This is a genomic window from Legionella cardiaca, from assembly GCF_029026145.1.
Classification (GTDB): Bacteria; Pseudomonadota; Gammaproteobacteria; order Legionellales; family Legionellaceae; genus Tatlockia; species Tatlockia cardiaca.
This window is the reverse complement of sequence record NZ_CP119078.1, coordinates 89277-114294: the sequence shown is the minus strand read 5'-3', so window position 1 is coordinate 114294 and position 25018 is coordinate 89277. Positions and strand designations below refer to the sequence as shown.

Here is a 25018-nt window from a genome sequence, read left to right as displayed (position 1 = left end):
AATATCTATCATGGTGAGTTTTTTATATTATTATACATGCCTAGGCGTTATTTTCTTGAGCACATTTTAGGATTAGACAAAAGCAAAGCCTCAAAAACATCGGCTCATGCTGTGCATTTTGTAGACTATAGATTCGGCGCTCAGACAATTCCTATTGTTTATAAAGAAAATAAACATGGTAAACCTCTCGCATCAGTCAGGGAAACCACTTTTAGTGAATTAGCCAGGCTTATTATGAAGCCTCATTTAACGCCTCCGCAACATCTCGTAGTGAATGAAGACAATCAAATTGTGGGAACAGCCGTTGATAATATAAAACTCTCTATTGCTCAACGAGAAAAGATTGGTGAAACCCAATTTTACAATCTGACTCCTCATAATTATCTATCTGATTTAGCAACCAATCATGCCTTGACAAAAGAAATTTCATTTAACTTCCTTAATCAGATGCCTAATGGTTTTTTTGCTCATTTAATGACGCAGAAAGCAAAAAGAAATCTCTCAATTGATATGGAGTCGCTTGCCAGTGTTTTAACTTGCTCCTACGCTTTAGAGGAGGATGATTTACATAAGGGAAATATTGGGTTTTATATTGTCAAGAAAAATGGAAAACCCCATGTTGTCTTCTTTAAGATAGATCACGATTTATTGCTCACTGAAAGTATTACCTCTTTTGTTGATTCACGCCTGCAAAACTGGATAAATCGAGAGAATAATTTTGATATTACTACTCATGATTTAATTCATTTTCCCGATCTTCGAGATAGTGAAAATTTTTATTGGCCAACTCGCAAACGTTTTTTTGTTAAATTAGGTGATGATAAGGTTTATTCACACTATGAAGACAGGGAAGCATTCAAAAAATTACAAAAAGATAAAGATTTTGTTCGTTATAAATGGAAGCAACTTTTAAAGGATATTCTTATTCCGGATGAATTAATTCGGGAGTCATTATTTATTCATTTAGAAGATTCCAACTTTAATGATATCTCTGAAGTTAATCTAGTAAGTCAGGCCATGAGTGAGCGTATGGCAAAACTAAAATCAGTTTTGTTTTCAATACCAGCTTTTTATGAATACTTAAACAGTGAACCTGGACAACAGGATCTGCAAGATAATATTAAAGAACTAGTGAGTCATATGGAGGAAGTTTTTCCTGAAGCGAAGAGAAAAACCTTAAAAAATAGTATGCATCTTCTTATGGAAGAAAAAGCTAATTTCTATTTAGCAGCAGCATCTGGTTTGAGTTCCGCAAGAGGTAGTCCTCTCCATGCATCCATTCGGCTTGGCGATTATCGTTTTGAAAAAAGTGACAAAAAATTTATCCACACAAGAGATCATTTAGGAAATCTTCCGATTGATATTGCTTTCCAACAGGCACAAACTTATATACCCCATTCTGAAACGATGCATCCAGGTCAAGATCCTATTTTTGTTATCAAACATCTGTTAGAAAGGGGAGCTAGAATGACGCCCCAAATTGACAGTTTCTTTAAGAGTAAAAGCATTGACATCACTTCCTATCAATTTAATTCGCAATATTTAAACTGGCCCTTAGAGGATTATGCAGATTTGAAAGCTACCCTTACCGCTATAGGTGGTGACAATACCCTCACTTTAAAAACAAAAAAAATTATTGCTGCCCAAGTTACTCAAAATTGCATTCATAGGCTTTCACCTTCTGACTTGAATACATTTAAAAACGATTTAAATGGCGCAATTGGACACCCTCGAGCGTCTGAACTTCTGTATATCAGTCAGCTACGCTCTTCTTTTTGGCTTATAAGAATACTTTTTGGTTTATATGGTAATTCATCTACTAAAAAAGAACTCAATTCCATGATTCAACAAGCACAGAAAAAAACACTAAATAAGTCTCATTTATCTCAATTTTTTACTTCAGCCAGCAACTCCGAACCTGTTTCTGAACAGGAACAGGACAATTCTGACTCAAAAACTTACGAGAGATAGCGGAAAAATTATTCCTAACAGAAATACTTCTCCAAATTTCAATAAATTTTGTACTATTTTTAAAATATGAGCCAGGATTTTAGAACACCGACTATGCAACAATTAAAAGGATGCAACAAACAATATATTTTAGTTTTGTTTATGATTTATTTTATATTGGCAAGTTTCCCCTGTGTTAACTTTGCACAATCGCAATCATCACCGCAAGCAGAAAAAACCATTATTGAAGTATCTGATACCCAATTCCAGGTGGATGGTAAAGGAAAGGCCGTAAAAGCATTTGATATTCGTTTTATTCATCCCGATGGGAGCATAAGCAAAGAAGGCTATTTTGGCACAAAAGGTGAACAATTTAATGTCATCGTGGTTAATAAGACTGCTGAACCAATCACCATTCATTGGCATGGTCTCATTGTTCCCAATAACCAGGACGGTGTGCCCGATGTCACCCAAATTCCCATTAAACCAGGGAAAAGCTACCCTTATCAATATAAATTAGTGCAATCAGGAACCTATTGGATGCATTCACACGTTGGTTTTCAGGAACAACAACAATTAGCTGCTCCTTTTATTATTTATGAATCTGGTAAAACCTCTAAAAATCAAGAAATTATCATGTTCTTAGAAGATTTTACCTATCACGATCCCGCCAAGATCTTTGAGAAATTACGCAAAACCTCTATGCCCGCCATGGAAAACATGGATATGCAAAGCTCAATGAAAATACCCCATAATATGAGCATGAAGAGTGATTACAATGATGTTGACTATGATGCATTCCTTACGAACAAAGTTACACTAGCCAATCCCCAAATCAAAACGGTTACCGCTGGCACACAAGTCAGACTTCGCATTATTAATGGTTCTGCTTCAACGAACTATGAAATTAACTTAGGTTCACTCACAGGAACTTTAGTAGCCGTCGATGGCGAAAATATCAAACCAATCCATGGGAATAAATTTCCAATTGGCATTGGCAATCGTCTTGATATTATTATTAGTATTCCAGAAAAAGGGGGGGCCTTCCCTATTTTGGCTCAAGTTGAGGGAAGTAATAAGCAAACCGGCCTTCTCTTAGCAACAGCTCATGCCGTCATTCCTAAACTAAACCTCACCGCATCACAAAATTTAGGTCGCATTCCTTATTATGAGTTAGAGAAACAACTAAGCTCACCAAACCCTCTGCCAACCAAAAAGGCAGATGTTAGTTTAAATTATACCTTGCAGGGCACCATGAATGGCTATAAATGGACACTCAATGGCGAAAGCTGGCCTAAGGTTATCCCTAAAGTCATTAAAAAAGGGCAACGCGTGGAAATGGTTTTTACCAATAAAAATAAGATGTCTCATCCTATGCATTTTCATGGGCATGTTTTTCAGGTAACCGAGATTGATGGGGTGAAACTCAAAAACGGTGCCTTGCGTGATACGATTCTTGTACAACCGAATAGTACGGTTAAAGTTGAATTTGATGCGAATAATCCCGGAATATGGCTAAACCACTGCCACAATCTTTATCACTTTGCCGGCGGCATGGGGACTACTGTTGAATTTGCAGGCTATCCCAAGCCCTCTTTTTATTTGCAAGCGATTGGTGAAACTCAACCTGCAAAAGAAAACAATCCCCAATAATGCAGTCAATTGCACAAGAAGTTATGTCGTTAATCTATTTATATTTATTGCGAATGAGCCTCTTCCACCTCTTTAATTAACTCATTTATTAATAAATGAGCTTTCATTTTTCTGCTAAATTGCACGGATTGCCCCGCCCACATCGACATAAAATCACTGCAATTATCTGCTTGCGCTTTTTTTCGCATCGCCAGTGTCAATGCATTTTGGATGGGATAATCAAGAATATGTTTTTCATGATGTTGCATGCGTAAAATAAATTTATTACAAAGACCTCTTGCCAACTTTCCAGAAAACGCACGCGTTAAAACAGTATTATCTTGTTTAGAATTTAATAAGGCCTCTTTATATTTAGGATGGGCTCCTGATTCATCACAACACAAGAATGCAGTTCCTAGTTGCACAGCAGAAACACCTAATTTTAACATCCTGGCAATATCCTTACCCCTCATTAAACCACCTGAGGCAATAAGAGGGACATTAATTTCTTTGGCTAACTGCTGGGTTAGGGTATCTATACTTTGTAAAGCCTCCTCTTCACGAGTCAAAAAACTACCTCGATGCCCGCCAGCCTCACATCCCTGGACAACAACCATATCAATGCCTTCTTTTTGTAATAACTTTGCCTCATCTAGCGTAGTTGCTGTACCAATTAACAAGATTTTTTGTGCTTTTAGTTTTTCAATCCAGGGTTTACTTAAACAACCGAATGTAAAACTTAATACGTGAATGTCTTCATCCAAAATGACCTGCATTTGCTCTTCAAAATCAGGGATAAAAGGCCCTTTTACAGGCTCGATAGGAATTTTCAACTCAAAACAACATTGCTCAATAATTCTGCAGGCCTCCTGTATGGTTTCCAAGGAGGCATGATGCTTTGAGGGAATAAAAAGATTGACGCCAAAGGGTTGGGAAGTTAGTCCCTTTGTTTGGCGAATTAGTTTACGGATTTCATTTGCATCTAAATACCCTCCAGCCAAGAAGCCCAAACCTCCTGAATTGGCCACTGCTGCTACCAATTCAGGCGTCGTAATTCCGCCAGACATAGGCGCTTGAATAATAGGGTACTTAATTCCTAACATTCGTGTAAGTAGCGATCCAGGCCACATACCTTTGCTCCCAAGTTAATTTAAATCCTATGATAGTTTACATTATGGGAAAAATCGCTATGTTTAAAAACTAACGGTTGACTCCTATACTCTAAATACATAAGAAATATTTGCTCAATTTTTTAATAAACAGGAATGAATAGGCGTGTAATTTGCTTATTTCCAATAGGCAATTTAGTGAAAAAATTCACTATGGGAAGCTTATGAGCCTAGTCGAAAAATATAAACGCAAGAAAAATTATCCCGTGGTTATTGCTAATCAATGGGGAATTATTATTTATGTGAATCAAAAATTTGAAGAGGTTTTTAAGTGGATGTCTGCAGAAATTATTGGCGAATCACTGACAACTATTATCCCTCCAACCTTACACGATGCTCACAATTTAGGATTTTCTCGTTTTTTGGCGACAGGACAATCATCCATCCTGGATAAAACAATTCAGTTAAAAGCCATTGATAAGGACGGTATTGTTTTCAAGGCTGAACATTGCATTCAGGCTGAGAAAAATGAAGAAGGTGTCTGGACTTTCATGGCAACAATACGGCCGCTTAAAGCCTAAGCTAATGGAAGCAATATGAAAGATGACAAAATATTAGCCATTATTACTCAACTCCGCCGTACACTAAGTAAAATGGAATTGTCATTAGGGGTGATTGATGATGCCATCATTTGGACCAATAATCATGGCATTATCATGTGGTGTAATGAGCAGTTTAGTCATCTAATTAAACGTCCGCATATTGCAATATTAGGTAATGCCATTGATGAATTAATACAACTTAGGCAAGCAAATAACGTTATTTCATTTAAGGATTATCTTTCACTCCAGGGAAGGCATGATTTTAATATCTATAACCTCCTCCGTGATGGTAATCCTATTTTTCTTGAAGTGTATTTAAGGCAATTTCAAAGTCTGGATGAAGAAATTAGTCTTATTATTATCATGCGTGAGATTACCGAGAAACAAAAATCTCAGGAAAAAATCAAATTTTTAGCATCTATTCCTGAAAATAATGCTGCCCCCATTTTCTCAGTAAGTTATAATAAAGAACTCCTTTTTATTAATGAGGCAGCGAACGCCTTATTTGAATTCTGGGAAAAAACATGTGGCCACCGAATTCCTCCTAATGTGCTAACTGCCATTAATTTAGCGATTAAAGAACAAAAGGAACAGCTAATCGAAGAAACTTGTCTGGAAAATGAATATTTGTTCAGTATCACGCCAGGCTCACTTCATTACGTTAATGTATACGGAACAAATATTACCTCTCGTAAGAAAGCAGAAAAGGAACTCTTATATCTATCCAGCCATGACATTCTCACAAATTTATATAATCGCTCTGCGTTTGAAAAGACCTTAAATAAAACCATAACCAGGTCTCGCCAGAATCATGAACAGTTTGCCATATTACTTCTAGATTTAGACAACTTTAAACAGGTTAATGATACCTTTGGTCATCATGTAGGGGATCAATTATTGGTTACTGTTGCTAAACATCTGCGAGAAAACATTCGTGCAAATGATATAGTTGCCAGATTAGGTGGCGATGAATTTGTTATTCTACTTTCTAATATCAAAACGGAGCAGGAAGTAGATAAATTTGCTAAATCCTTAATTCGTCGTTTTAACAAACCTATCGAATTGGAAAATCATTGTTTTCTAGCTACGGTAAGCGCCGGAATAGTTATTGCTCCGAAATCAGGAAAAGATGCTTCTACGTTACTCAAAAATGCGGATATGGCGTTGTATACAGTAAAAGAGCTGGGACGTAACAATTATCAATTTTTTACAAATACCATCCATAATAATTTTTCTCGCCGTTCTGAAATAGAAATGAGCTTGATTGATGCAATGAGAAAAGAAGAATTTTATTTGGTTTATCAGCCTCAATATAAACTCCCTCGCAAACAAATCATTGGCATGGAAGTATTATTAAGATGGCAGCATCCTACGCTCGGCGCTGTTATGCCTGCGGAGTTTATCCCGATTACAGAAAAAAATGGTTTAATTCTGCAGCTTGGAGAATGGGTATTACGAAGTGCATGTAAACAATACATGAGTTGGCAAGATCAAGGAATTATTGCCAGGAATATAAATTTGGCAATTAACTTATCGCCTAAACAACTGGAAGACAAAAATTTTTTAAACTCCATGAAAAATATTCTTCAAGAAACAAACATGTCAGCAAAAAATTTAGAGTTAGAGTTAACAGAAACCGCCGTCATGACTAGTGCTGTTGATTTGGATGACTCGTTAAAACAATTAAAAAGCATGGGAATTAAGCTTTCAATTGATGATTTTGGAACCGGCTATTCTTCTCTAACAAGGTTAAAAGATTTGCCCGTTAATAGCTTAAAAATCGATAAATCTTTCATAAGGGATTTAGCCACTGACTCTGATCATGCAACGATTGTAAAGTCAATTATTGGTTTGGGAAACAGCTTGGGTTTAAATGTAATCACAGAAGGAGTAGAAACAGAAGAACAGCTGAATTTACTTTTTCAGTATCAATGCACAATGGCTCAAGGTTTTTACTTTGAAAAACAGCCATTAACAGTTGATGAAATGTCACGTCTATTGCAGCAAAATTTTTGATGTCCTTAAGCCTTTGCCATATGCAGATTGTTCATGATATTCATGGAAATTAAATTCTGCAATCCTTTTTCAAATCAGCGTTATCAACTTGATTTTTATTGCCAAACAAACGTTTCTCTTAAGTTATCTGGACAGAAGTTAGTTAATAGTACTAACTTTATGAGAGAGGTAAATAGAAAGTCAGGACACCTATGTTTCGCGAATTAATCAATACATTCTCTGTATTGCAAATTTTTTTACTTATTCTGGTGTTGCTCACCGCTTTTTCAGCGTTAGCGAGCTATCTGGCATCAATTTTGATTCCTAAAGAAACAGTAAATAGCGAATACTCACGCAGCACTGACAACATTCTTAGTATTATGGGAAGTGGCTATGGGGTTTTTTTAGGCTTTGTGATTATTGCTCTCTGGAATCAATATCTGGCTGTGCAGAGAATTGTTTATCAAGAAGCCGACGCACTGAGTATCATCGTGCGCAATATTGAGGTTTTTCCCGAGGAAGATAGATCAATATTAAAAAACGCTGTTTATCGCTATCTAGAGGCAATAAGAGTCGATGAATGGCAAACCATGCGGCAAGGCAAGGAGAGCGAAAAAGCATGGGCGGCTACCTATAATCTGTATAAAACATTTCAAACCTACGATCCTAAAACACAGAAACAAGCACTCTTTTACCGCCAAATAATTAACAACATTGACGCCACATTAAAAGATAGACGCAATCGCCTGATTTCCATGAAAAGCATTCTCACAGATGAAATGCGCACAGCGTTAATCTTAGGGGCAATGGTTATCATTTTTTTATCAAGTCTTTTAAAAGCTAGAGAGGGAGCTTTGCGTATTTTTGCTACCTTTTGTTTAGCCACTGTTATTAGTTTCAATCTCACCTTAGCACTTAGTTTTGACTATCCTTTTTCGGGGAGTATCTCTGTATCAAACGCGGCTTTTTACGAAGGAGTATTGGCAAATTAGGCGCTAACTTGCCTTTTGCTAATTCACAAAATCAAAATTATGGTATAATCAGAAGGTGGAAATTCTTGATGTTCTCTGTTCCAATACCCCCCTCTAGGATTAAGCATGCTTAGATATTTTTCTTTGGCTAATATGACTGCCGGTTTTGTTGCAGTTATGGTTGGTTTTACCAGTTCTGCCGTTATTGTATTTCAAGCAGCCATTATGGCTGGCGCAACTTCTAAAGAAATTAGTTCATGGCTTTTTGCCTTAGGCATGAGCATGGCAATTACTTGTATTGGACTTTCTCTCCGTTATCGCATCCCAATTTTGACTGGATGGTCAACTTCCGGGGCAGCTTTGCTTGTTACAAGTTTATCGGGAATAACCATGCCTGAAGCCATTGGCGCATTCATCTTTGCAGCGTTACTAACCACCCTGGCAGGAATTACAGGCATTTTTGAAAAACTAATAAGACATATTCCTCCTACACTCACCTCTGCTATGTTGGCAGGAATCCTGTTTCACTTTGGCATGAATGTTTTTGTCGCTATGCAGAATCAATTTTCACTAGTATTTCCAATGCTACTAACTTATTTACTAGGTAAGCGATTTTGTCCTCGTTATGGAATTTTATTAGTTCTTGTCATCGGTATTCTTGTCGCCAAAGTAGAAGGTTTATTCCATGTCACGCATTTTAGTCTTTCTTTACCATCCCCAATCTTTACTATGCCTGTTTTTTCCTTCGCTACCTTAATAAGCGTTGGACTCCCCTTATTTATAGTAACCATGACCTCCCAAAATGTTCCAGGCATTGCCATACTGCGAGCATCAGGTTATCAACCACCTTTTTCATCATTAATAAGCTGGACAGGTATTACCAATCTTCTCCTGGCACCTTTTGGTAGTTTTTCAATTTGTTTAACAGCAATGACGGCTGCTATTTGTTGCAGCAAAGAAGCCGATAATGATCCTGAGAGACGCTATAAAGCAACCATTTTTGGCGGGATATGTTGGTTATTAATAGGGTTATTCGGCGTTACCGTAGTGACCTTATACCAAAACCTACCCCAAGAACTCATTTTAGCTCTGGCTGGATTAGCGTTATTTAGCACTATTGCCAGTAGCCTAAAAACAGCACTTGAGGAAGACGTCCATCGAGAACCAGCAATTATCACTATCCTTGTTTCCGCTTCCGGCATTAGCTTATTTGGAATTGGCGCTGCGTTCTGGGGACTTATTGCCGGGGTTGTTTCTTCTACCCTATTAAACTGGAGTAAAAAACATACTACCGAATTGTTAATGGCGCCTTAACTTGGCAGCCATTTAGCAGTATTTGTATTTTTATTTTTCATAATTTCAATAGCATGCCTCCTAATATACACTAACTACTCAATATAACGTTTACAGGAATGTTCATGTTATCCATTCGCCCTTTTCTTTTGTTTCTAACCACACTGTTTAGTTTGCTATTTGGCTCAGCAAGTTTTGCCAGTGAGCCGCATGAGCAAGTTGATTCTTTTATTAATAAGGAAATGAAAGAACAACAGATTCCAGGGCTCGGGGTATTGGTGATTGAAGATGGCAAAATTATTAAAAACCAAGGTTATGGTTTTTCTAATCTGGAATTAACTACTCCTGTAACACCCGATACTGTTTTTCAACTTGCCTCAGCAAGTAAGCATTTTACTGCTTTCGCAATTTTAACCTTGGTTGATAGCGGTAAAATAACAAGTTTGGATGACCCACTTGATAAATATTTAGGAGAGTCGATTCCTTCTGATTGGAAACAAATTACCATTCGACAACTTTTATCGCATACCTCAGGAATTCCAGGTTTCCCCGCAGATTTTAATAATCAACAGGATTACACCGAAGCGCAATTACTAGACTTTATTGCCAAACAAAAATTGCTATTTAAACCTGGGGAAGATTGGATGTATAGCAACGGTGGCTATGTTCTCTTAGGTATCATTATTCATAAAGTCAGTGGCAAATTTTATGGTGACTATCTTCAGGAAGTTGCTTTTAAGCCCTTAGGAATGGCTTCCACCCGCATCAATAACGTAGCAGAAATTATCCCAAATCGTGCTGCCGGTTATGAGATGATCGACAATAAACTACAAAACCAATCCTGGGTTGCCCCCAGTTTAAATACTACTGCCGATGGCAGTGTGCTAACAACGTTAAATGACATGGCTAAGTGGAACGATGCTTTAGACAAACAAAAAATATTAAGCAAAGCGATGTATCAAGCCTGGTGGACGCCTATCAAATTAAAGAATGGTCGTAATTTTCCTTACAGTTTTGGTTGGATAATAGGAAACGTGAATGATCATCGGCACATAGAGCATGCAGGTCAGTGGCAAGGATTTCGTACACAGATTTCACGCTTTCCTGATGACAATTTCACGGTCGTGGTATTAATGAATAGCAACCATATTGACCCCGTCTTTATCGCTCAAGAAGTGACAAGAATTTATAAACCCGCCCTTGCAGCGCCTCTCCATAAGCCAGTAAAACTTGATCAAGCCCTATTAGCTCGTTATGCAGGCACCTACAAAAATTCGCTACTTCCCACTGAGATTAAAATTCAAGCAACAAAAAATAATCATCTTCTCTTCAATAACATGATTTTTATTCCTTATACCGAAACATCATTCTTTACGCCCAATAGTGTGATGACCTTAACCTTTGAAGTCGACCAAAATCAAAAGGTAAGCGCTTTAACGCAACACATCCAAGGTGACGTGAAATTGGTATATAAGCGAATCTAGAAATTACGAGGTAAATAAAATATAGGAAAACGTTGCCCTGAAGGACATCACTTTTTTTGAACAATTTATCATTTTTTAATGGGTAGCTTGTTTGTCATTTCTGTGTCGGGAATCTATCTCTCATATTATTTACTGGATTGGGAGATGGATTCCCGCCCACGCGGGAATGGCAAGAACTTTTAAGGTCTTATCTCTTGAGCAGATGGAATAGTTGAATCCCAATGGAGATAAAAGCGCTCTATCTTACAAAGAGACAGATTTGAACCACGCTCTTTAAGACACCATTGAAGTATTTCTTTTTTATCTTCTGATACCGTGTCCAGGTGAGTGCGAAGTAATTCATTTCGCTTTTCTTTGAGTAAAGCGATATGTTGTCGTTGCGAAGTTGTTAATGGGTTTTTGAAAAAAGCAAACATTTTATCCATTGTCTCATGTCTTCTGACATACCCCTGTGAATGAATTATTTCTTCATAACAGGCTTCAAGAAACTCTAATTGCTGATTTATAGATGATAAATTAGCGATTGAGCTATTCAGGAGCTCTTGTGAAAACTTACTGCCTTGATACGTACTTCTGAATTCTTTTACTACTTTTTTCACTTCTCTTTGCACTGCATCATCATCTTTGTCACCTAATTGAGAAATAATTTCCATATTAATCAGCGTAGGAATTAATTTTTTTGCCGCATTTTTTGTAACGATAACCTCTTTACCGAATTTCAACGCTGTTAAATTTTTAGTATCGTCTTGCTGATATTTACCAAATACTAACTTCTGCTCTTGCCCATTGATTAATGTTTCGCTTAAAGAGTCTAGAAGTTTACACATCATCTGGAACGCAGTTTTATTAATCATCGCAGTAAACAAACGGTATTTTAATGCGAGTATTTCAGAATACTGGTGCTCGCTACCAACTACTTCTTTGAAATCCTTCATTTTTTCAATTATGTAGCGATAGCGGAAAGCCATAAATTGAGTTTCCTTTTCCTCAGAACCGAGTGCATCAGTAGTCTGCTCATCTGCTTCATCAGGAATGCCAAAAGCATCAACATCTATTTTGTATAGTCTTTGCCAAACTTCTTTTTGATGCACCATATTCCAGACTATGGCAAAACCATCGTCACTTAATTCTCCGAATGTCTTGCAATTAAATAAATACGCCCGATCACCATCTTTGGGGTGAAGCATTTCTACAAAGCGTTTAGCACCGTCTTTAGCAGAGCTCAAATTAACTTTTTCATATTGGAAAGCATGAAATTCGCGATCAACCAATTCCCACATTGTTTTTGACCATTTTTGTTTTGTATGCTTGGCAATAACCTGATTCATATGATTTAACATCATGTGAAATTCCGGTCTTATCGTGTTATGTAATCTTGCATGAAAAACATCATGAGAAGTTACTGCCGGCATTGGACTATCAACATAATCATGAATACCTTTGGTGGTTGTCTCAACCCCACTATTACGCATACTAATGGCAGTAGGTCTATAGTTATATTCGATGCCTTCCTTGACTGCATCAATGCCCACTTTGCCTAGTTTAGCCCGACTTGCTGCAGCACCGTTGATACCACTTACAGCAATTTGCAGAGCTTCAATAGTACCGAAAGACATATGAAATTCATGGAGTCCTTCCTCATCTGTTACTCTATACCAGGAACGATTCCTGAATAACGCGTTTCCTAATTGCTTAGGAGCACTTTCCTCAGCAATAATATTTGGATTAGGTTTTGAAAGATAAAAGATTTGCTCTGATTTAGGCAAGGCTCTAATCAATAAATGCAAGCGGTCTATATGCCATTGGGTACACTCTCCACCAAAAGCATTTTTCTTAATAACGGGGATTAAAAACCTCTTTGCCTCTTCGGTAAAATTACCCGATTCATCCAGAATTTTATAGGTCTTTTCAATAGGATAATCTTGCGGAAATTGCGCCCTATCGAGAATAGTCGTCATTTGTTGGCGGGTGATTTTGTTTTGTTTAAATAGCCACAGTGCGTAAAACGTATGTTCCTCTGTCATTAGTGACTCATTAGCAAAATCCCCACTCTGAATTGCACTTGCAACTTGTGCAAGCCCCTCTTTAGTGAGAGTAATACGCTCAGGAATTGTGATGATATTGCCATTTAAAAAATCATCAAAATCATCCGAATGCAGCGTTTTTTCTCCTGCAGTAATCGCCTCGACTTTTTTAGGGGAAAAAGGAGACTGATACTTCGCGTTTTTATTTTTGCGAGGAGCAAATTGTCGTAATGTAGGGTCGAAAGATACATCAACGCCTTCAGGAATTTCTGACGAAAAAAAACGACCAAAAAAGGAATCCCAAGCTGCATTAGCATCAGCTATAGAGTTGATCTCAGCTAGACCATAATCACCAGACATAAATTTTGATAAAAAACTATATTGCTTGTTGCAAATATACGCCTAATTTATTAGGGGAGTATTAACAAAACAAATAAAATATAAATTTATGCAAAGACGCAAAAATTTAATATTGAAATTAATCAATAAGTTGTTTAGCTGCCTGATAGTTTAATTTACCACTCCCAAGTTTTGGTAACTCATCCAATTGCTTAATTTTTTTAGGAAGCATCAATTTGGATAAATTGGACGCCGTTAGTATTTGCATTATTTCACTTGGTGATTGCGCACCAGAATAAATCAACGCTAATTGCTCTCCTTTTTTATCGTCAGGGATTGCAATCGCCATGAGCTCTATATTGTCATCGTTAATTTCTTGCAACCATTGCTCTTCCACTTGCCCTAAACTCAACATTTCACCACCAATTTTGGCGAATCGTGAATATCTATCAACAATGGTTAAATAACCATCATTATCCAAACTCCCTTTATCACCGGATTTATACCAAATAAAATCCTCCCCTTCCTCAATCAGCACCTCGGCTGATTTTGTCGGCATATTAAGATAGCCTTTCATGATTTGCGTTCCCCCAATCAAAACCAACCCCTCTTCTCCCAGGGGCAAATCTTGTAAGGTATTGGGATCCACAATACGAAAAGCACAACCTGGCAAGGGTAAACCAACTGTGCCAGGCTTATTTGCCGTATGGACATGCCAATCCTCTGGGGATAAAACATCAGGTAAATTACAGCTTGCAACGGGAGCAACCTCCGTCGCGCCATAACCTTCATAGATTTCCAAATTAAATCTTCGCTTAAATTCTTGGTAAACTTTAGGCGATAATTTCTCAGCTCCAGCAATTACCATGCGTAAGCTAGAAAGCATCATGGGGTGAATCGCATTGTTTCTTGCATATAATCCCAGGAATGTTGAAGTTCCGCAAAATAGAGTCACTTTGTGGCGAAAAATCAATTTAGCGATAGCTAAGGAGTTGGTTGGATCAGGATAACAAACCACTGGAATACTTTTTAGTAGTGGTAACAAGGTCGTTACCGTTAATCCAAAAGCATGAAATAAAGGCAGGCAATTCAAGATTACATCTTTTTCTTCTACGCCAAATACACTGGCAACCTGGTTAATATTGCTTAGCAGATTGCGATGTGTCAGTTCAATGCCCTTAGGTTTTCCTTCGCTACCACTACTGAATAAGATAGCAGCAGTATTATTAATTGGCGTTTCTTTAATAAAAAGAAGCTTCAATAACCAAAACGGTAAAAGCTTTGTTAATAGCAGCATGCTAACAATCAATAATTTATTTTTCTCAGGCTTAAAATCTTCTAAATAGATAACCGTTGCCATAGAGAACAAGCTATCAAACTCAATCCCTCTCGCCTTGATTTTTTCTACAAATGCTCTTGAAGTTATAATCGTTTTAATTGCTGCCTGTTGGCAAGCTAATTCAAGTAAAGCGCCACCCGTTGTATAGTTTAGATTGACAACCGTTTTGCCTAAACATAGCGAGCTTAAGTTGGCAATAATGCCGCCTAGGCTTGATGGTAAAAGGATAGCAATATTCTGTTGATTTTTAACAATTTTTTTTATGTTTCTACTAAAAAATAAAACGAGAGCTAATAATCTATTATTAGAAATTTTGTCCCCATTCTCACTTATAATTGCAGTTAAATTCCCCATCTTTTGGGCTTTATAGGCCCATTCAGATTGAATACTGTCGAGTTCATTCGTTGATAACTTCCAAGCTTTAATAGACAGTTCTCTTACTTTTTGTTTGACTTCCTGTGCTTTGCTATTGATGTCCATTACAGCACCATAAATCACACTTACCCGTCGATTATTAGCCTTGATTAATTTTTTGTAATAACTGGATGCATAAGAAGCTTTTGCTCCCCACAAACCATGGATATAAAAAGGGACAATTACGGCATTAGCTCCCATCGCGGCCCGCTCAAAACCTGTGCGAAAAGCACCTAATTGGCCATTTCTACTTAAGCGCCCCTCGGGAAACAGAACAACAACTTCACCAGCATTTAAAGCTATATTAATTTCACGCAGTGCCTCATGACTGGCACCACGAGCAATAGGAATCGTATTAAATTTCTTAAATAACCATTTTAAATACCACACCTCATAAATAGAACGTTCCATGACGAAACGGATGGGCCTTGGACAGGCAATCTGCAAGATAGCCCAATCAATAAAACTGACGTGGTTGCCCAACAGCAAAACACCACCGGTTGAAGGTAAATTATCCAATTGATAAACACTAAGGCGATAAAATTTGGAAGCGACAAAATATAATAAATAACGCACTAACGATTGAGGTAAGGTAATTATCGTATAGATAGCCCCCGCCAAAGCAATAACAAACAAGCCATACAATAAAATCAAACTGTCCATGCCAATGAGGCTAAAAATGACCGTAAGAAGCAAGAACCCAATCATGAAACAATTTTGTACAAAATTATTCGCGGATAAGATTTTTCCTAACTCTTGCCGTGGCGCATTAAATTGAATGAGCGCATTAAGGGGTACTATGAGCATACCGCCAAAAAAGCCATAAACTAAAAAAAGAAGAACGATTGCCGACTGACTGGAAAGAGCCGGCAACACCAGAAGTCCTAAACAAATTCCCACTGCAGCCACTGGAATTAAACCTGTTTCAACAAATCCCTGTGATACTTTACCAGCATATAAAGCACCCAATAAAATCCCAATGCCACCCATGGCTAAAGAACCTTGAGCAAATATGACACTGATATTGCCAATGTGATCCTTTAAAAAAGCCCCATAGCTTGCCAGTAGCACTTGATTGACTGCCCAAAATACTGACAATCCCATGATGCAGGTGAAGATCACATAATTTTTACTGGCTTTCTGCAGATAATTTTTTAAATAGTAACCTCGAAAATATTTTGCCGGCTCATACTGTGATTGAGGATCCGCGGCGTCCTTTTGCAGTAACTTAAAAGTCATTGCTGTTTCAAATATGGAAAAAAGTACTAATAAAAAACCGGCCGGGGCAAACGCTTGTAATAAAAGAGACTTGTCTAGACTTTGCTGCAAACCGAGGGAGGCAATGAAATAACTAAAAATATAAGTAAATAAAAAAGTGGCGCCCAAAATAGAAACAATTGTCAGGGTTTGAACGATAGCATTGGCCTGTGATAAATGTTCTTTCCCAAATATTTCTTTAATATAACCATATTTTGCTGGTGAATTAAGCGCACTTTGTATTGCAAGCAGTAGTGTCAGAGAAAAGGCACCCCAAAAATATCCCTGATAATAACACCAGGTAATTAGCAAAGTTAATGGAATCTCCACCGCCGCAGTGATTCTCAAAACGACAGATTTTGGAAATTTATCAGCCAAGAATCCTGATGGCGTAAAAAGTAGGATATAAGGCAGAAGGATTAGGGCATTAATGATTGCTGATAGTATCGTGTAGGCGGTACCGGTTGCTGTTTGATACAGTGTATCCTGAATTAAAATTTTGTGTCCCAAGTCAATGAAAGTATTAAAAAAAACCACCATCATGTAGGGGTAGAAACCTTTCACCTGAGTTAATTTCATCGTGTACTCCAACAAGCAAGGGTAGAATCCCTTTTGCGAATTACAGTTTAATAGCCCGAGTAGCAATTAAGGCCGGTAAGTATTTTTCAATTAAAAATCGTGGCGATGGGTGTTCATCTTCATAAAACCCGGCTAAAAGAAAACCTGCTTCCAATTGACCGTTGATTTGACTCGATAAGCTGTGGCCAAAAACAAAAGCCTCTTTATTTTCTATCTTTCCGTTAAGTATATTCGGGGAAAGATCTTTAATATCAGCATAGGGTAAAGGGTATCTTGGTTTTAATAATCCTTGCTCTTCCAATTGCTTATCTTTATCGAAAACAAAGAGAACAGGATTATAAAAACTTGCTAATAACGCACCCTTTGTACGTAAAACGCGGTAGCACTCTTCCCATACGGGCTTTAAATCTGACACATACAAGTTGGATATCGGATGAATAATATAATCAAAAGAAGCGTCTCTAATTCCCTCTAATCGACACATATCACCCTGTATCGTTTTAAGTGACAAGTGATCTCGCTTTGCAACGTAACGATCTTGTTCCAGCTGCTTTTCAGATATATCGAAAACGGTAACATTAGCTCCCGCCGCTGCTAATACAGGTGCCTGTTGTCCCCCTGCAGAAGCCAAACATAATATATCTTTACCCTGAATAGTTTTAGGGAGCCAGGTTTCAGGAATTGGCTTCTTGGTAATATGAACTTCCCACCGTCCTTCTTTTGCAGCTTCAATTAATTCTGAAGAAACCGGTTTAGACCAATCATGTTGCAACGAAGCCTGCTTATCCCAAGCTGCTTCATTATGAGTCAAGATATTAATTTGATTTTGCTTTTTCTCAACTGACATTGTTCTCATCACAAAAAATTAGCAAAGGGCATTCACTTCGCTAAGGGTTGCTACGTAGTTTGAAACTAAGTTTAGTTACTCTCGTGAGTCCCAATAGGCTGAAACAAAGCACTGGAATAGCCAAGTTTAATGCACCTGGCGTCAATTTAGCTACCAAAATACCAATCAAACCTGCAAGGCCAAATTGACAAGCTCCCAGTACAGCAGTAGCAATACCTGCTTGTTGTTTGAAATCTTTTATAGCAAGTGCCGTAGCAGTTCCCATACTAATACCAATACCTAAAGTCAGGCAAAGCATGGGAAGCATAAAACTTAAAATACTGCACTGCTGTAAATTGAGGACAATCATAAAAAAGCAGGACAATATCATCAAAATTAGTCCCCAAAACACTATTTTTTCCAGAGGGTAGACATAAGTGAGGCGTGCAGCAATCATATTGGCGACAAACACCGTCATTGCATTTAAACCAAACCACAAACCATATTCTATGCCACTAAGATGGAGTTGAGTTATCAGCAAACCGGGAGACAGGGCACAAAACAAATACAATCCAAGCAAACAAGCAGCTGCGACAAGGGTATATCGACGAAAATCAGGATTATCCATTAACTGCTTTATCGCGTTGGATAATCTAAACTGTGAGGACTTTGGATGATTGTAACTAGGAATATAACGAAAAGCCACGATGGTCATCAACAAACCAAGCACGCTTAAAAAATAAAACCCGCTATGCCAATCATGAGTCGCATCCAGTAATATACCGCCAATGACTGGAGCGGAGCTGGCAACCATTGAATTCGTTCCTGCAAGGATACTAAACAAACGAGCACAGGCATTGGTTGAAAAATTATCCCTTACAATAATAAAGCACAGCAAATAAGTTCCGCAGGCTCCACATGCCTGAATTATGCGAGCTATAATCAAAATCGATACTGATGTTGCTTGTGTAGCAAGAAATGACCCTATAAAAAAAAGGAATGCAGTACCTAAAGCCATTGGCCTTCGCCCGAAATGATCAGCTAAGGGGCCAACCAGTAATTGTCCTAAAGCCACTGTAAGCATAAACACATAAAGACTTGCTTGCATTGTTGCGCTATCGGTTTTAAAAAAAAGACTCATTTCAGGAATTGATGGAACAAAAACATCCATAGCAAAGGAAATACTGATAATAAGTGGAAATAAACGAAAAAGGCTTTGCTTTTCCGTCCAACATATGGGGTTCAATTAGAATGATCCTGTTTTAACTATTTAGCAAAGGTGTCAATAACTGTTAATAATAACCGATTTAGAGAATTAATAAAAAAAATACACGAAATAGGTAGGTTGGACTGAAAAGCCCAACACACCTTCAAAACATCTGACTAGAATTTGTTGGGCTTAAACAGCCCAACCTACACTTGCTAAATAACTTGTACCAACAAATAAAATTGTGTAGGTTGGGCTGAAAAGCCCAACACCCTTAAAAACATGGGACTGGAATTGTCGGGCTTAAACAGCCCAACCTACACTTGCTAAATAACCTGTACCAACAAATAAAATTGTGTAGGTTGGGCTGAAAAGCCCAACACGCCCACAAACGACCCGGCTAGAATTTGCTAGCTTAAACTGCTCAACCTACACGTCCTCTTGTATCCAGCTCAAAAACTCTATATAAAAGATCTTAGGAAGATCCAAAAGTCCATTTTATGCAATACAGAAGAACCTTCGCACTAGGAGCCACCTATTTTTTTACTTTAAATCTGTTAAATAAAGAATCTGATTTACTTATTCAACAAATTCATTTTTTGAAATTTGCTTTTAAAAAAGTTCAACAGAAACACCCTTTTTATATTGATGCGATTGTTATCATGCCTAACCATTGGCATATGATTATGACCTTACCAGAAAACGATGGAAATTATTCCATGCGGCTCAGTTTAATAAAGTCAAATTTTTCCAGGCAAATCATTGCCAATGAATATATATCCTTATCAAGACAAAAAAAACGCGAGCGTGGTATTTGGCAGCGAAGATATTGGGAGCATCTTATCCGTGATACAGAAGATTATGAGCACCACATCAATTATATTCATTACAACCCGGTAAAACATGGTTATGTTAACAATCCATCCGATTGGCCTTATTCAAGTATCCATCGATTTATTAAACAAGCTATTTTACCCAAAAAATGGGCTTATAATGATAAATGTATCCAATCTGGATATGGTGAATAAATTTATAAAACAACCAGTATCAACAGTAGGTTGGGCTGAAAGCCCAACACGCCTTCAAACAATCCGGCTGTAATTTGTTGGGCTTAAACAGCCCAACCTACATTTGCTAAAACAACCTGCACCAATAAATAAAACCGTGTAGGTTGGGCTGAAAAGCCCAACAGGGCCTTCAAACAACCCGGCTAGACTTTGTTGGGCTTAAACAGCCCAACCTAGGCTTGTTAATCATTTACCGGAAAAGAACCATTTTCTGCGTTGCGATAATCTGGAAAAGAGCAGTGCATATGCGCAATTTTCCAAATTCCATCTTCTTTTTCAGCAATAAGCGTACCTCGTAAATGTTCAAAGGTATGTTGGGTACCATTAATTGTTACATAAGCATTGCAAATTGCGGCAGTCCAACGGGCATCTTGCGAAGGAGAAATAAATTTTATAATTTCAATTTCACCCTGTTCTGACTGACTCCAATCTCTGAGTAATTGCATTTCAATTTCTTTTAACCCTTCACGGTACTCATCAAGTCCAGAACCCCACATGTTTGAATTTCTGGTAAATAGGCTTAATAACAAAGGCAAATCACGTTTTTTATAACCTTCGCAAAATTGTTTTAACAGTTGTTCAGTAGGTCTTTCAGGAAGTTTCATCATGGGCTCTCCACATCAATAAAGTTGATGGAGTATGAAAAATTTCAGCAGGAAAATCTGTCCGGGATGGATACGGACAATCACCAATGTATCATTCGTTCAAGTTCAAAAAAGGATGCATAACCCGTACGCTGCTTCACTCGGATAAGATAAGTTTCTACGGTTCGTGGAGAAATTTCTAGCATGCCTGCAATTTGCTTATAGGAAAACCCTTGCAGAAAAAATTTAAGACAAGCCAATTCTTGCGTAGTCAGATAAGTCATTCCTGTTTTACCCCTGACTTTAATTTTTCCCTGACTTAAGCACATGTCTTGGTAATTCACATCTCTGTAGGCTTTAGGTAGTGCAATAGCGCTCTTGTCCATAATGTGCAATAAATCTTTGTTTTTCCTATCAAAGTCATAAATAAACTGCTCTATGATCTTTATTTTATTCAAATAAAACGAACCAGGATTAGGATGTTCATAGGGCAACGTGACGGCAATCATGTCATAGTAATTTTTAGTACGCCGCACCAGTGTTAAACCATTATGAAAATTAAATTTTTCTCTCGCCAGTTGTAAAGGTGCAGTTGGAGGAAGTGCTTCATCCCACAGAAACCAATAGAAAGGTATCGATTCATGCTCATCCTCAAAAGAAGAAAAGACAATCGGTTGATCATCATAGTCTTTCGTATGCTCAAACAAACCTGGATTATTCGTTAAGCAGTTGATTGAACCGTCAGCATAACAACGAAGATATTGAAAATAATTAAACCCAAAGGTTTCAAGCAAGAAAGAACTTGCCTCTTGTACTTTGTCTTTAAGAGTAAAAATAGGATGCTCGGAATCTATTTTAATAGGCATAATGGGCTTCTTTAACTCCCCCTACTTATCGGCGTTTGTGTTCCCGTATTTTCTTGTCTGTATTATATTGCGAAAGGGAATACACCGCCCATAAAGCAGCAGGAATCCAACCAATCAGGGTTATTTGTAGTATCAAACAAACAATCCCAGCGATTGGACGGCCAATAGTGAAAAAAACAAAAAACGGTAAGAATATAGCTAAAAATAAACGCATTTGAATTCCTATGACTTTAAGAATTGAAGAGTTTAAAGACTTCAGAGTAAGAATCCAAGATTAGCATGCGTCGCTGATTGCCCAGAGACAGCCAGTTTGCCAGATTCATTCTGGATGTCAGCAAAGCGTAGGCTGGGCTATAAAGCCCAGCCTACGCTTGTTGATTATTGATTATTGATTATTGATATATCATAGCAAAAACAGTGAGCGCAGCGGATACACTTGGCCATCCTAAAGTTACTTACCGATGGATTGCTTTACAACAATCCTTGAAGTCTAAAGAGCCCCCTCATGATTTAAATATGACGGGGTTTCTAATGCTTTGTTTAATTTTGGTTTTTCTACGTTGATGGGTAGGTTGTTATTCTCTGAATAACTGTCTAGTCTACCTGTTATTCCATAAAGATAATTTAAAATTAAATTATCGCCTAAAAAGTTGTTTGATGTTCCAGAGGCCAACCAGACTGCAATGGATTTAAATAAAGGGGATTGAAAGTTAGAAAAAATATTGTTTTGTATTCGGCAATTTTGTGATTCGCTTAATAAAATTAGGCCAACGTACTCGAGGCGATATTCAAGCTCTTTTGTTGGCAAGCTGGGCGCTGATATCACATTATTTAAAATTCTACAGCCAGAAGTATCACGAATATTCAGACCAACCAGATAATAATTAACCTTGTCTTTCGGCTGATAAAAATCCATATTGCCAATAAAATTCCTACTTACATTTATTTTTGCTCCCGAAAGATTGACCGCAATATATTTGGTATTAGTAAAACTAATATTTAAGACATTTAAATTCCTTCCGCCAGATCCGGAAATAGCAAACCAAAAGCCATCTAAATACCCATTTTTGACAGTTATATTACTATGGTTACTTAATCCAATCCCGATATTTTGAGAGCCTGGATTTGGATCGCTTAATTTTTTTTCATTTAAATCAAGAACAACGGAATCTGAATTAATGGCGATCGATCCTTTGATGTTTTCATTTAGGTAATAGCACCCTGGAGAAGAAATTATATTATTTTCGAGAGAATGACAATTTGCTGGAAGTGCAAACGCAGTTATATTACAGCTTAACGATAAAAAAAGAGCTAGAATTGGGTTGATTGCTGATTGCTGATTGCAATTAAGGAACATGTTTATCCTATTTTCGCGGTGATTTTTCTAATTTATCAATATATATTTTCTTACACAATATCAATAAATTATAAATATGTTTGCTGCTCAAAAGTATCAACTTCCTCAAAAGGCAGTATTCTTTAAATATGGTACTAAACAGGACTGACACAATAACATCTGTCGGTTTTGTCAGCCCCACTTTTAATTATTTTTATAAAAACCAGTCCCAAAAAGTCGAGGTATTTAATTTTATCAACAAAGATTAACTGTGTTCTATTAGCAAGCGTAGGCTGGGCTATAAAAGCCCAGCGACCAATCTTGAGCATTACCTAGCAAATTGATGATTAACTCGAAAACAAAATATTAATTCAAGCATCCATTCATCAAATCATTTCTGGGCTTTTCAGCCCCGCCTACGCTTGCTATTCTATTCGTGAAATCGAGGAACTATTTTTCCATGATGAGTGACAGCCTCAAAAAACATTTTCATAGGTCGAACCCAAAGCTGGTTATCCCCAAATTGATCAAAATGATAAAGTGCCCTATACACTATCAACTCTTCATCTGTTTCACTATGACGAGCTTGGGCAATGACTTCATATAATTTTTCTTTTTATAATGCCTGTATTTTTCCACAGATAATTGGATCAGCTAACATTTACACTCTTGTGATTAATAGTCATTCGTTTTCACTGACTGGTAGAGCTATTTGTATTGGTAACTTGGGTACCAACCTTTTATGAGGGATTTAAAAAATTTTCATAACTATTGATTTGATTGGTCGGGACGGAAGGATTTGAACCTTCGACCACTAGCACCCCATGCTAGTACGCTACCAGGCTGCGCTACGCCCCGATTGGATGCGAATAATAACTTGTCTGAATGGAAATAACAAGATTTACAGCGTTTCTCTATGGAGAATAGTGAATTAGGAGGATTTATGCCAACAAGAATGAGCTATTGGCATAAATCAGGCTAATACCTAGGATTGTTTTGGTGTGGTGTTTAGGAAATGTTTGACGAACTCATAGTCTTTTGTTTGTAAATTATTCCCACTGCAAATGGGACTTGCCCATTTGTCAGCACAGGGTTTATCCCGTGCAATAGACCACATTGCCAAACCACCTAACTTCTTGCTTTGGGCGAATTGTCTTAACTCATCCGCATTAGCAAGAGTAAATTGTTCGGTATTCACATCATTCACACCAATCATTGGCGTCACGATGATTTGTTGCCATAGGGCTTCAGCATTTTTTTCAGGATACAGGGTTTGCAAATAATCATGCAAGGCAGTGGTCGCGGTAATCGCATAACGTCCCATATTATCAGAATAGGCTGGACCGTAGTCCATGGCCATAATATTAACCTGGTAGTTCAATTCTGCCTTCTTCGCTTCAAGTAAAGCCTGTTGCCCTTGAAACGTTAAACCTTCAGGCATCACAGGCAAGGTAAAACTCAATTTGATTTTTGGATTTTTTTGTTGGAATACACGCAGTGCCTGCATTAGTTTTGGTACATCTGCAGTGCCGTTTTCAATATCAAAATCCAAGGTTTTGGCTTGATAGGTCTTCATGACTTGTTCAAATATGCCAAGAAGTTGTTCCTGGTTGCAATTAAACGAGATATCCGTACCACTTGCACCACCAAAGGAAACGGCCACATCAATACCATTTTGAGCCAAGTGATCAGTCAATCGTTTAGCCCATTGATTACTCACGCTGTAATCCACTTGTGCGCCCCAAGCGGGCTGACAACTTCCGCTATCAGTAATAAAAGCTAAATGATAAGCCTGCAAACTATTTTCAGCTGCTATTTTTGCCAAATCCATGGGTTCCATGCTTTGGGTTTCAGGATCCCAGGTAGTATTCATCGTGATGTCTGCATAAGGACTAAAGACCAAGGGTGTGGAACCAAGAGCATTTGCTGCGACAATAAGACTACCCAAAATAGTGATAACTTTTTTCATCTTCTTTAAAGCGAATAAAAACAGGCAACAATAATAACACATTTAAAATATCTTGAACAAATAGATTATTAATTATTCTTTTTTTTAAAAAATATTAATATCTTTACCAACAAATATGCTCACGTTAATTATTCATTAATCTTTTAGATTTAAAATTAAACTATTAACAGTAAAA

18 protein-coding genes, 1 tRNA gene and 1 pseudogene are annotated in these 25018 nt (G+C 37.5%); 8 read left to right on the top strand and 12 right to left on the bottom strand.

The features are described 5' to 3' along the window. The first annotated feature begins 36 nt into the window (after nt 1-36). The gene (gene ankK, locus PXX05_RS00515; RefSeq protein ID WP_275089106.1) at nt 37-1971 is read left to right on the top strand and encodes a Dot/Icm T4SS effector AnkK/LegA5; all 1935 of its coding nucleotides are present in this window, start codon (nt 37-39) and stop codon (nt 1969-1971) included. Nucleotides 1972-2037: 66 nt separating this feature from the next. Continuing rightward, on the top strand, nt 2038-3603 hold the full coding sequence (locus PXX05_RS00510; protein ID WP_275089105.1) for a multicopper oxidase family protein: 1566 nt from the start codon (nt 2038-2040) through the stop codon (nt 3601-3603). Between the two features lie 44 nt (nt 3604-3647). On the opposite strand, the gene PXX05_RS00505 is transcribed toward PXX05_RS00510, so the two are convergent. Further along, a complete protein-coding gene (locus PXX05_RS00505) occupies nt 3648-4712 on the bottom strand; it encodes an NAD(P)H-dependent flavin oxidoreductase (protein ID WP_275089104.1) in 1065 nt (354 codons plus the stop codon). A gap of 203 nt (nt 4713-4915) precedes the next feature. On the opposite strand from PXX05_RS00505, the gene PXX05_RS00500 reads away from it, so the two are divergent. The 5 genes from PXX05_RS00500 (at nt 4916) to PXX05_RS00480 (ending at nt 11036) form a co-directional block, all read left to right on the top strand. Then, entirely contained in the window at nt 4916-5272 is a 357-nt protein-coding gene (locus PXX05_RS00500) for a PAS domain S-box protein (protein ID WP_275089103.1), read from the top strand. A 15-nt stretch (nt 5273-5287) separates the two neighbouring features. Next, entirely contained in the window at nt 5288-7309 is a 2022-nt protein-coding gene (locus tag PXX05_RS00495) for a sensor domain-containing protein (RefSeq protein ID WP_275089102.1), read from the top strand. Nucleotides 7310-7500: 191 nt separating this feature from the next. Continuing rightward, nucleotides 7501-8280 (top strand): bestrophin-like domain, encoded by a 780-nt coding sequence (locus PXX05_RS00490; protein ID WP_275089101.1) that lies wholly within the window; start codon nt 7501-7503, stop codon nt 8278-8280. Between the two features lie 105 nt (nt 8281-8385). Continuing rightward, complete coding sequence (locus PXX05_RS00485; RefSeq protein ID WP_275089100.1) at nt 8386-9573, top strand: benzoate/H(+) symporter BenE family transporter; 1188 nt, start codon at nt 8386-8388, stop codon at nt 9571-9573. 104 nt (nt 9574-9677) lie between these two features. After that, nucleotides 9678-11036, top strand: a complete 1359-nt coding sequence (locus PXX05_RS00480) for a serine hydrolase domain-containing protein (protein WP_275089099.1) — start codon at nt 9678-9680, stop codon at nt 11034-11036. A 179-nt stretch (nt 11037-11215) separates the two neighbouring features. On the opposite strand, the gene PXX05_RS00475 is transcribed toward PXX05_RS00480, so the two are convergent. From PXX05_RS00475 to PXX05_RS00460, 4 genes are all read right to left on the bottom strand, one after another. Next, complete coding sequence (locus PXX05_RS00475) at nt 11216-13420, bottom strand: hypothetical protein (RefSeq protein ID WP_275089098.1); 2205 nt, start codon at nt 13418-13420, stop codon at nt 11216-11218. 118 nt (nt 13421-13538) lie between these two features. Further along, nucleotides 13539-16988, bottom strand: coding sequence for an acyl-[ACP]--phospholipid O-acyltransferase (locus tag PXX05_RS00470; protein WP_275089097.1), 3450 nt, complete (start codon nt 16986-16988; stop codon nt 13539-13541). A gap of 40 nt (nt 16989-17028) precedes the next feature. Further along, nucleotides 17029-17835: a class I SAM-dependent methyltransferase gene (locus tag PXX05_RS00465; protein WP_275089096.1), complete on the bottom strand. Its 807-nt coding sequence runs from the start codon at nt 17833-17835 to the stop codon at nt 17029-17031. Nucleotides 17836-17875: 40 nt separating this feature from the next. After that, entirely contained in the window at nt 17876-19060 is a 1185-nt protein-coding gene (locus PXX05_RS00460; RefSeq protein WP_275089095.1) for a multidrug effflux MFS transporter, read from the bottom strand. A gap of 461 nt (nt 19061-19521) precedes the next feature. Between PXX05_RS00460 and PXX05_RS00455 the strand changes: the two genes are divergently transcribed. Then, a complete protein-coding gene (locus PXX05_RS00455; protein WP_275089094.1) occupies nt 19522-20049 on the top strand; it encodes an REP-associated tyrosine transposase in 528 nt (175 codons plus the stop codon). Nucleotides 20050-20270: 221 nt separating this feature from the next. On the opposite strand, the gene PXX05_RS00450 is transcribed toward PXX05_RS00455, so the two are convergent. The 7 genes and pseudogenes from PXX05_RS00450 to PXX05_RS00420 all read right to left on the bottom strand — a co-directional run bounded on the left by PXX05_RS00450 (nt 20271) and on the right by PXX05_RS00420 (nt 24843). Further along, entirely contained in the window at nt 20271-20696 is a 426-nt protein-coding gene (locus PXX05_RS00450) for a nuclear transport factor 2 family protein (RefSeq protein ID WP_275089093.1), read from the bottom strand. Nucleotides 20697-20773: 77 nt separating this feature from the next. Next, nucleotides 20774-21538: a LuxR C-terminal-related transcriptional regulator gene (locus PXX05_RS00445; protein ID WP_275089092.1), complete on the bottom strand. Its 765-nt coding sequence runs from the start codon at nt 21536-21538 to the stop codon at nt 20774-20776. A gap of 25 nt (nt 21539-21563) precedes the next feature. Beyond that, a complete protein-coding gene (locus PXX05_RS00440; RefSeq protein ID WP_275089091.1) occupies nt 21564-21752 on the bottom strand; it encodes a YqaE/Pmp3 family membrane protein in 189 nt (62 codons plus the stop codon). 276 nt (nt 21753-22028) lie between these two features. Then, nucleotides 22029-22895: a hypothetical protein gene (locus PXX05_RS00435; protein ID WP_275089090.1), complete on the bottom strand. Its 867-nt coding sequence runs from the start codon at nt 22893-22895 to the stop codon at nt 22029-22031. A gap of 409 nt (nt 22896-23304) precedes the next feature. Then, nucleotides 23305-23535: pseudogene (locus PXX05_RS15105) on the bottom strand (DUF1653 domain-containing protein). Between the two features lie 120 nt (nt 23536-23655). Next, nucleotides 23656-23732: transfer RNA gene (locus tag PXX05_RS00425), tRNA-Pro, on the bottom strand. Nucleotides 23733-23859: 127 nt separating this feature from the next. Beyond that, a complete protein-coding gene (locus tag PXX05_RS00420) occupies nt 23860-24843 on the bottom strand; it encodes a chitinase (RefSeq protein WP_275089088.1) in 984 nt (327 codons plus the stop codon). Between the last annotated feature and the right edge of the window lie 175 nt (nt 24844-25018).

Excerpts from the sequence above, each read along its gene's own strand:
- PXX05_RS00465 (WP_275089096.1), bottom strand. The coding sequence starts at position 17,835 with ATGTCAGTTGAGAAAAAGCAAAATCAAATTAATATCTTGACTCATAAT.
- PXX05_RS00435 (WP_275089090.1), bottom strand. The coding sequence starts at position 22,895 with ATGTTCCTTAATTGCAATCAGCAATCAGCAATCAACCCAATTCTAGCT.
- PXX05_RS00470 (WP_275089097.1), bottom strand. The coding sequence starts at position 16,988 with ATGAAATTAACTCAGGTGAAAGGTTTCTACCCCTACATGATGGTGGTT.
- PXX05_RS00440 (WP_275089091.1), bottom strand. The coding sequence starts at position 21,752 with ATGCGTTTATTTTTAGCTATATTCTTACCGTTTTTTGTTTTTTTCACT.
- PXX05_RS00420 (WP_275089088.1), bottom strand. The coding sequence starts at position 24,843 with ATGAAAAAAGTTATCACTATTTTGGGTAGTCTTATTGTCGCAGCAAAT.
- PXX05_RS00475 (WP_275089098.1), bottom strand. The coding sequence starts at position 13,420 with ATGTCTGGTGATTATGGTCTAGCTGAGATCAACTCTATAGCTGATGCT.
- PXX05_RS00450 (WP_275089093.1), bottom strand. The coding sequence starts at position 20,696 with ATGATGAAACTTCCTGAAAGACCTACTGAACAACTGTTAAAACAATTT.
- PXX05_RS00490 (WP_275089101.1), top strand. The coding sequence starts at position 7,501 with ATGTTTCGCGAATTAATCAATACATTCTCTGTATTGCAAATTTTTTTA.
- PXX05_RS00485 (WP_275089100.1), top strand. The coding sequence starts at position 8,386 with ATGCTTAGATATTTTTCTTTGGCTAATATGACTGCCGGTTTTGTTGCA.
- PXX05_RS00455 (WP_275089094.1), top strand. The coding sequence starts at position 19,522 with ATGCAATACAGAAGAACCTTCGCACTAGGAGCCACCTATTTTTTTACT.
- PXX05_RS00500 (WP_275089103.1), top strand. The coding sequence starts at position 4,916 with ATGAGCCTAGTCGAAAAATATAAACGCAAGAAAAATTATCCCGTGGTT.
- PXX05_RS00510 (WP_275089105.1), top strand. The coding sequence starts at position 2,038 with ATGAGCCAGGATTTTAGAACACCGACTATGCAACAATTAAAAGGATGC.
- PXX05_RS00480 (WP_275089099.1), top strand. The coding sequence starts at position 9,678 with ATGTTATCCATTCGCCCTTTTCTTTTGTTTCTAACCACACTGTTTAGT.
- PXX05_RS00445 (WP_275089092.1), bottom strand. The coding sequence starts at position 21,538 with ATGCCTATTAAAATAGATTCCGAGCATCCTATTTTTACTCTTAAAGAC.
- ankK (WP_275089106.1), top strand. The coding sequence starts at position 37 with ATGCCTAGGCGTTATTTTCTTGAGCACATTTTAGGATTAGACAAAAGC.
- PXX05_RS00495 (WP_275089102.1), top strand. The coding sequence starts at position 5,288 with ATGAAAGATGACAAAATATTAGCCATTATTACTCAACTCCGCCGTACA.
- PXX05_RS00505 (WP_275089104.1), bottom strand. The coding sequence starts at position 4,712 with ATGTGGCCTGGATCGCTACTTACACGAATGTTAGGAATTAAGTACCCT.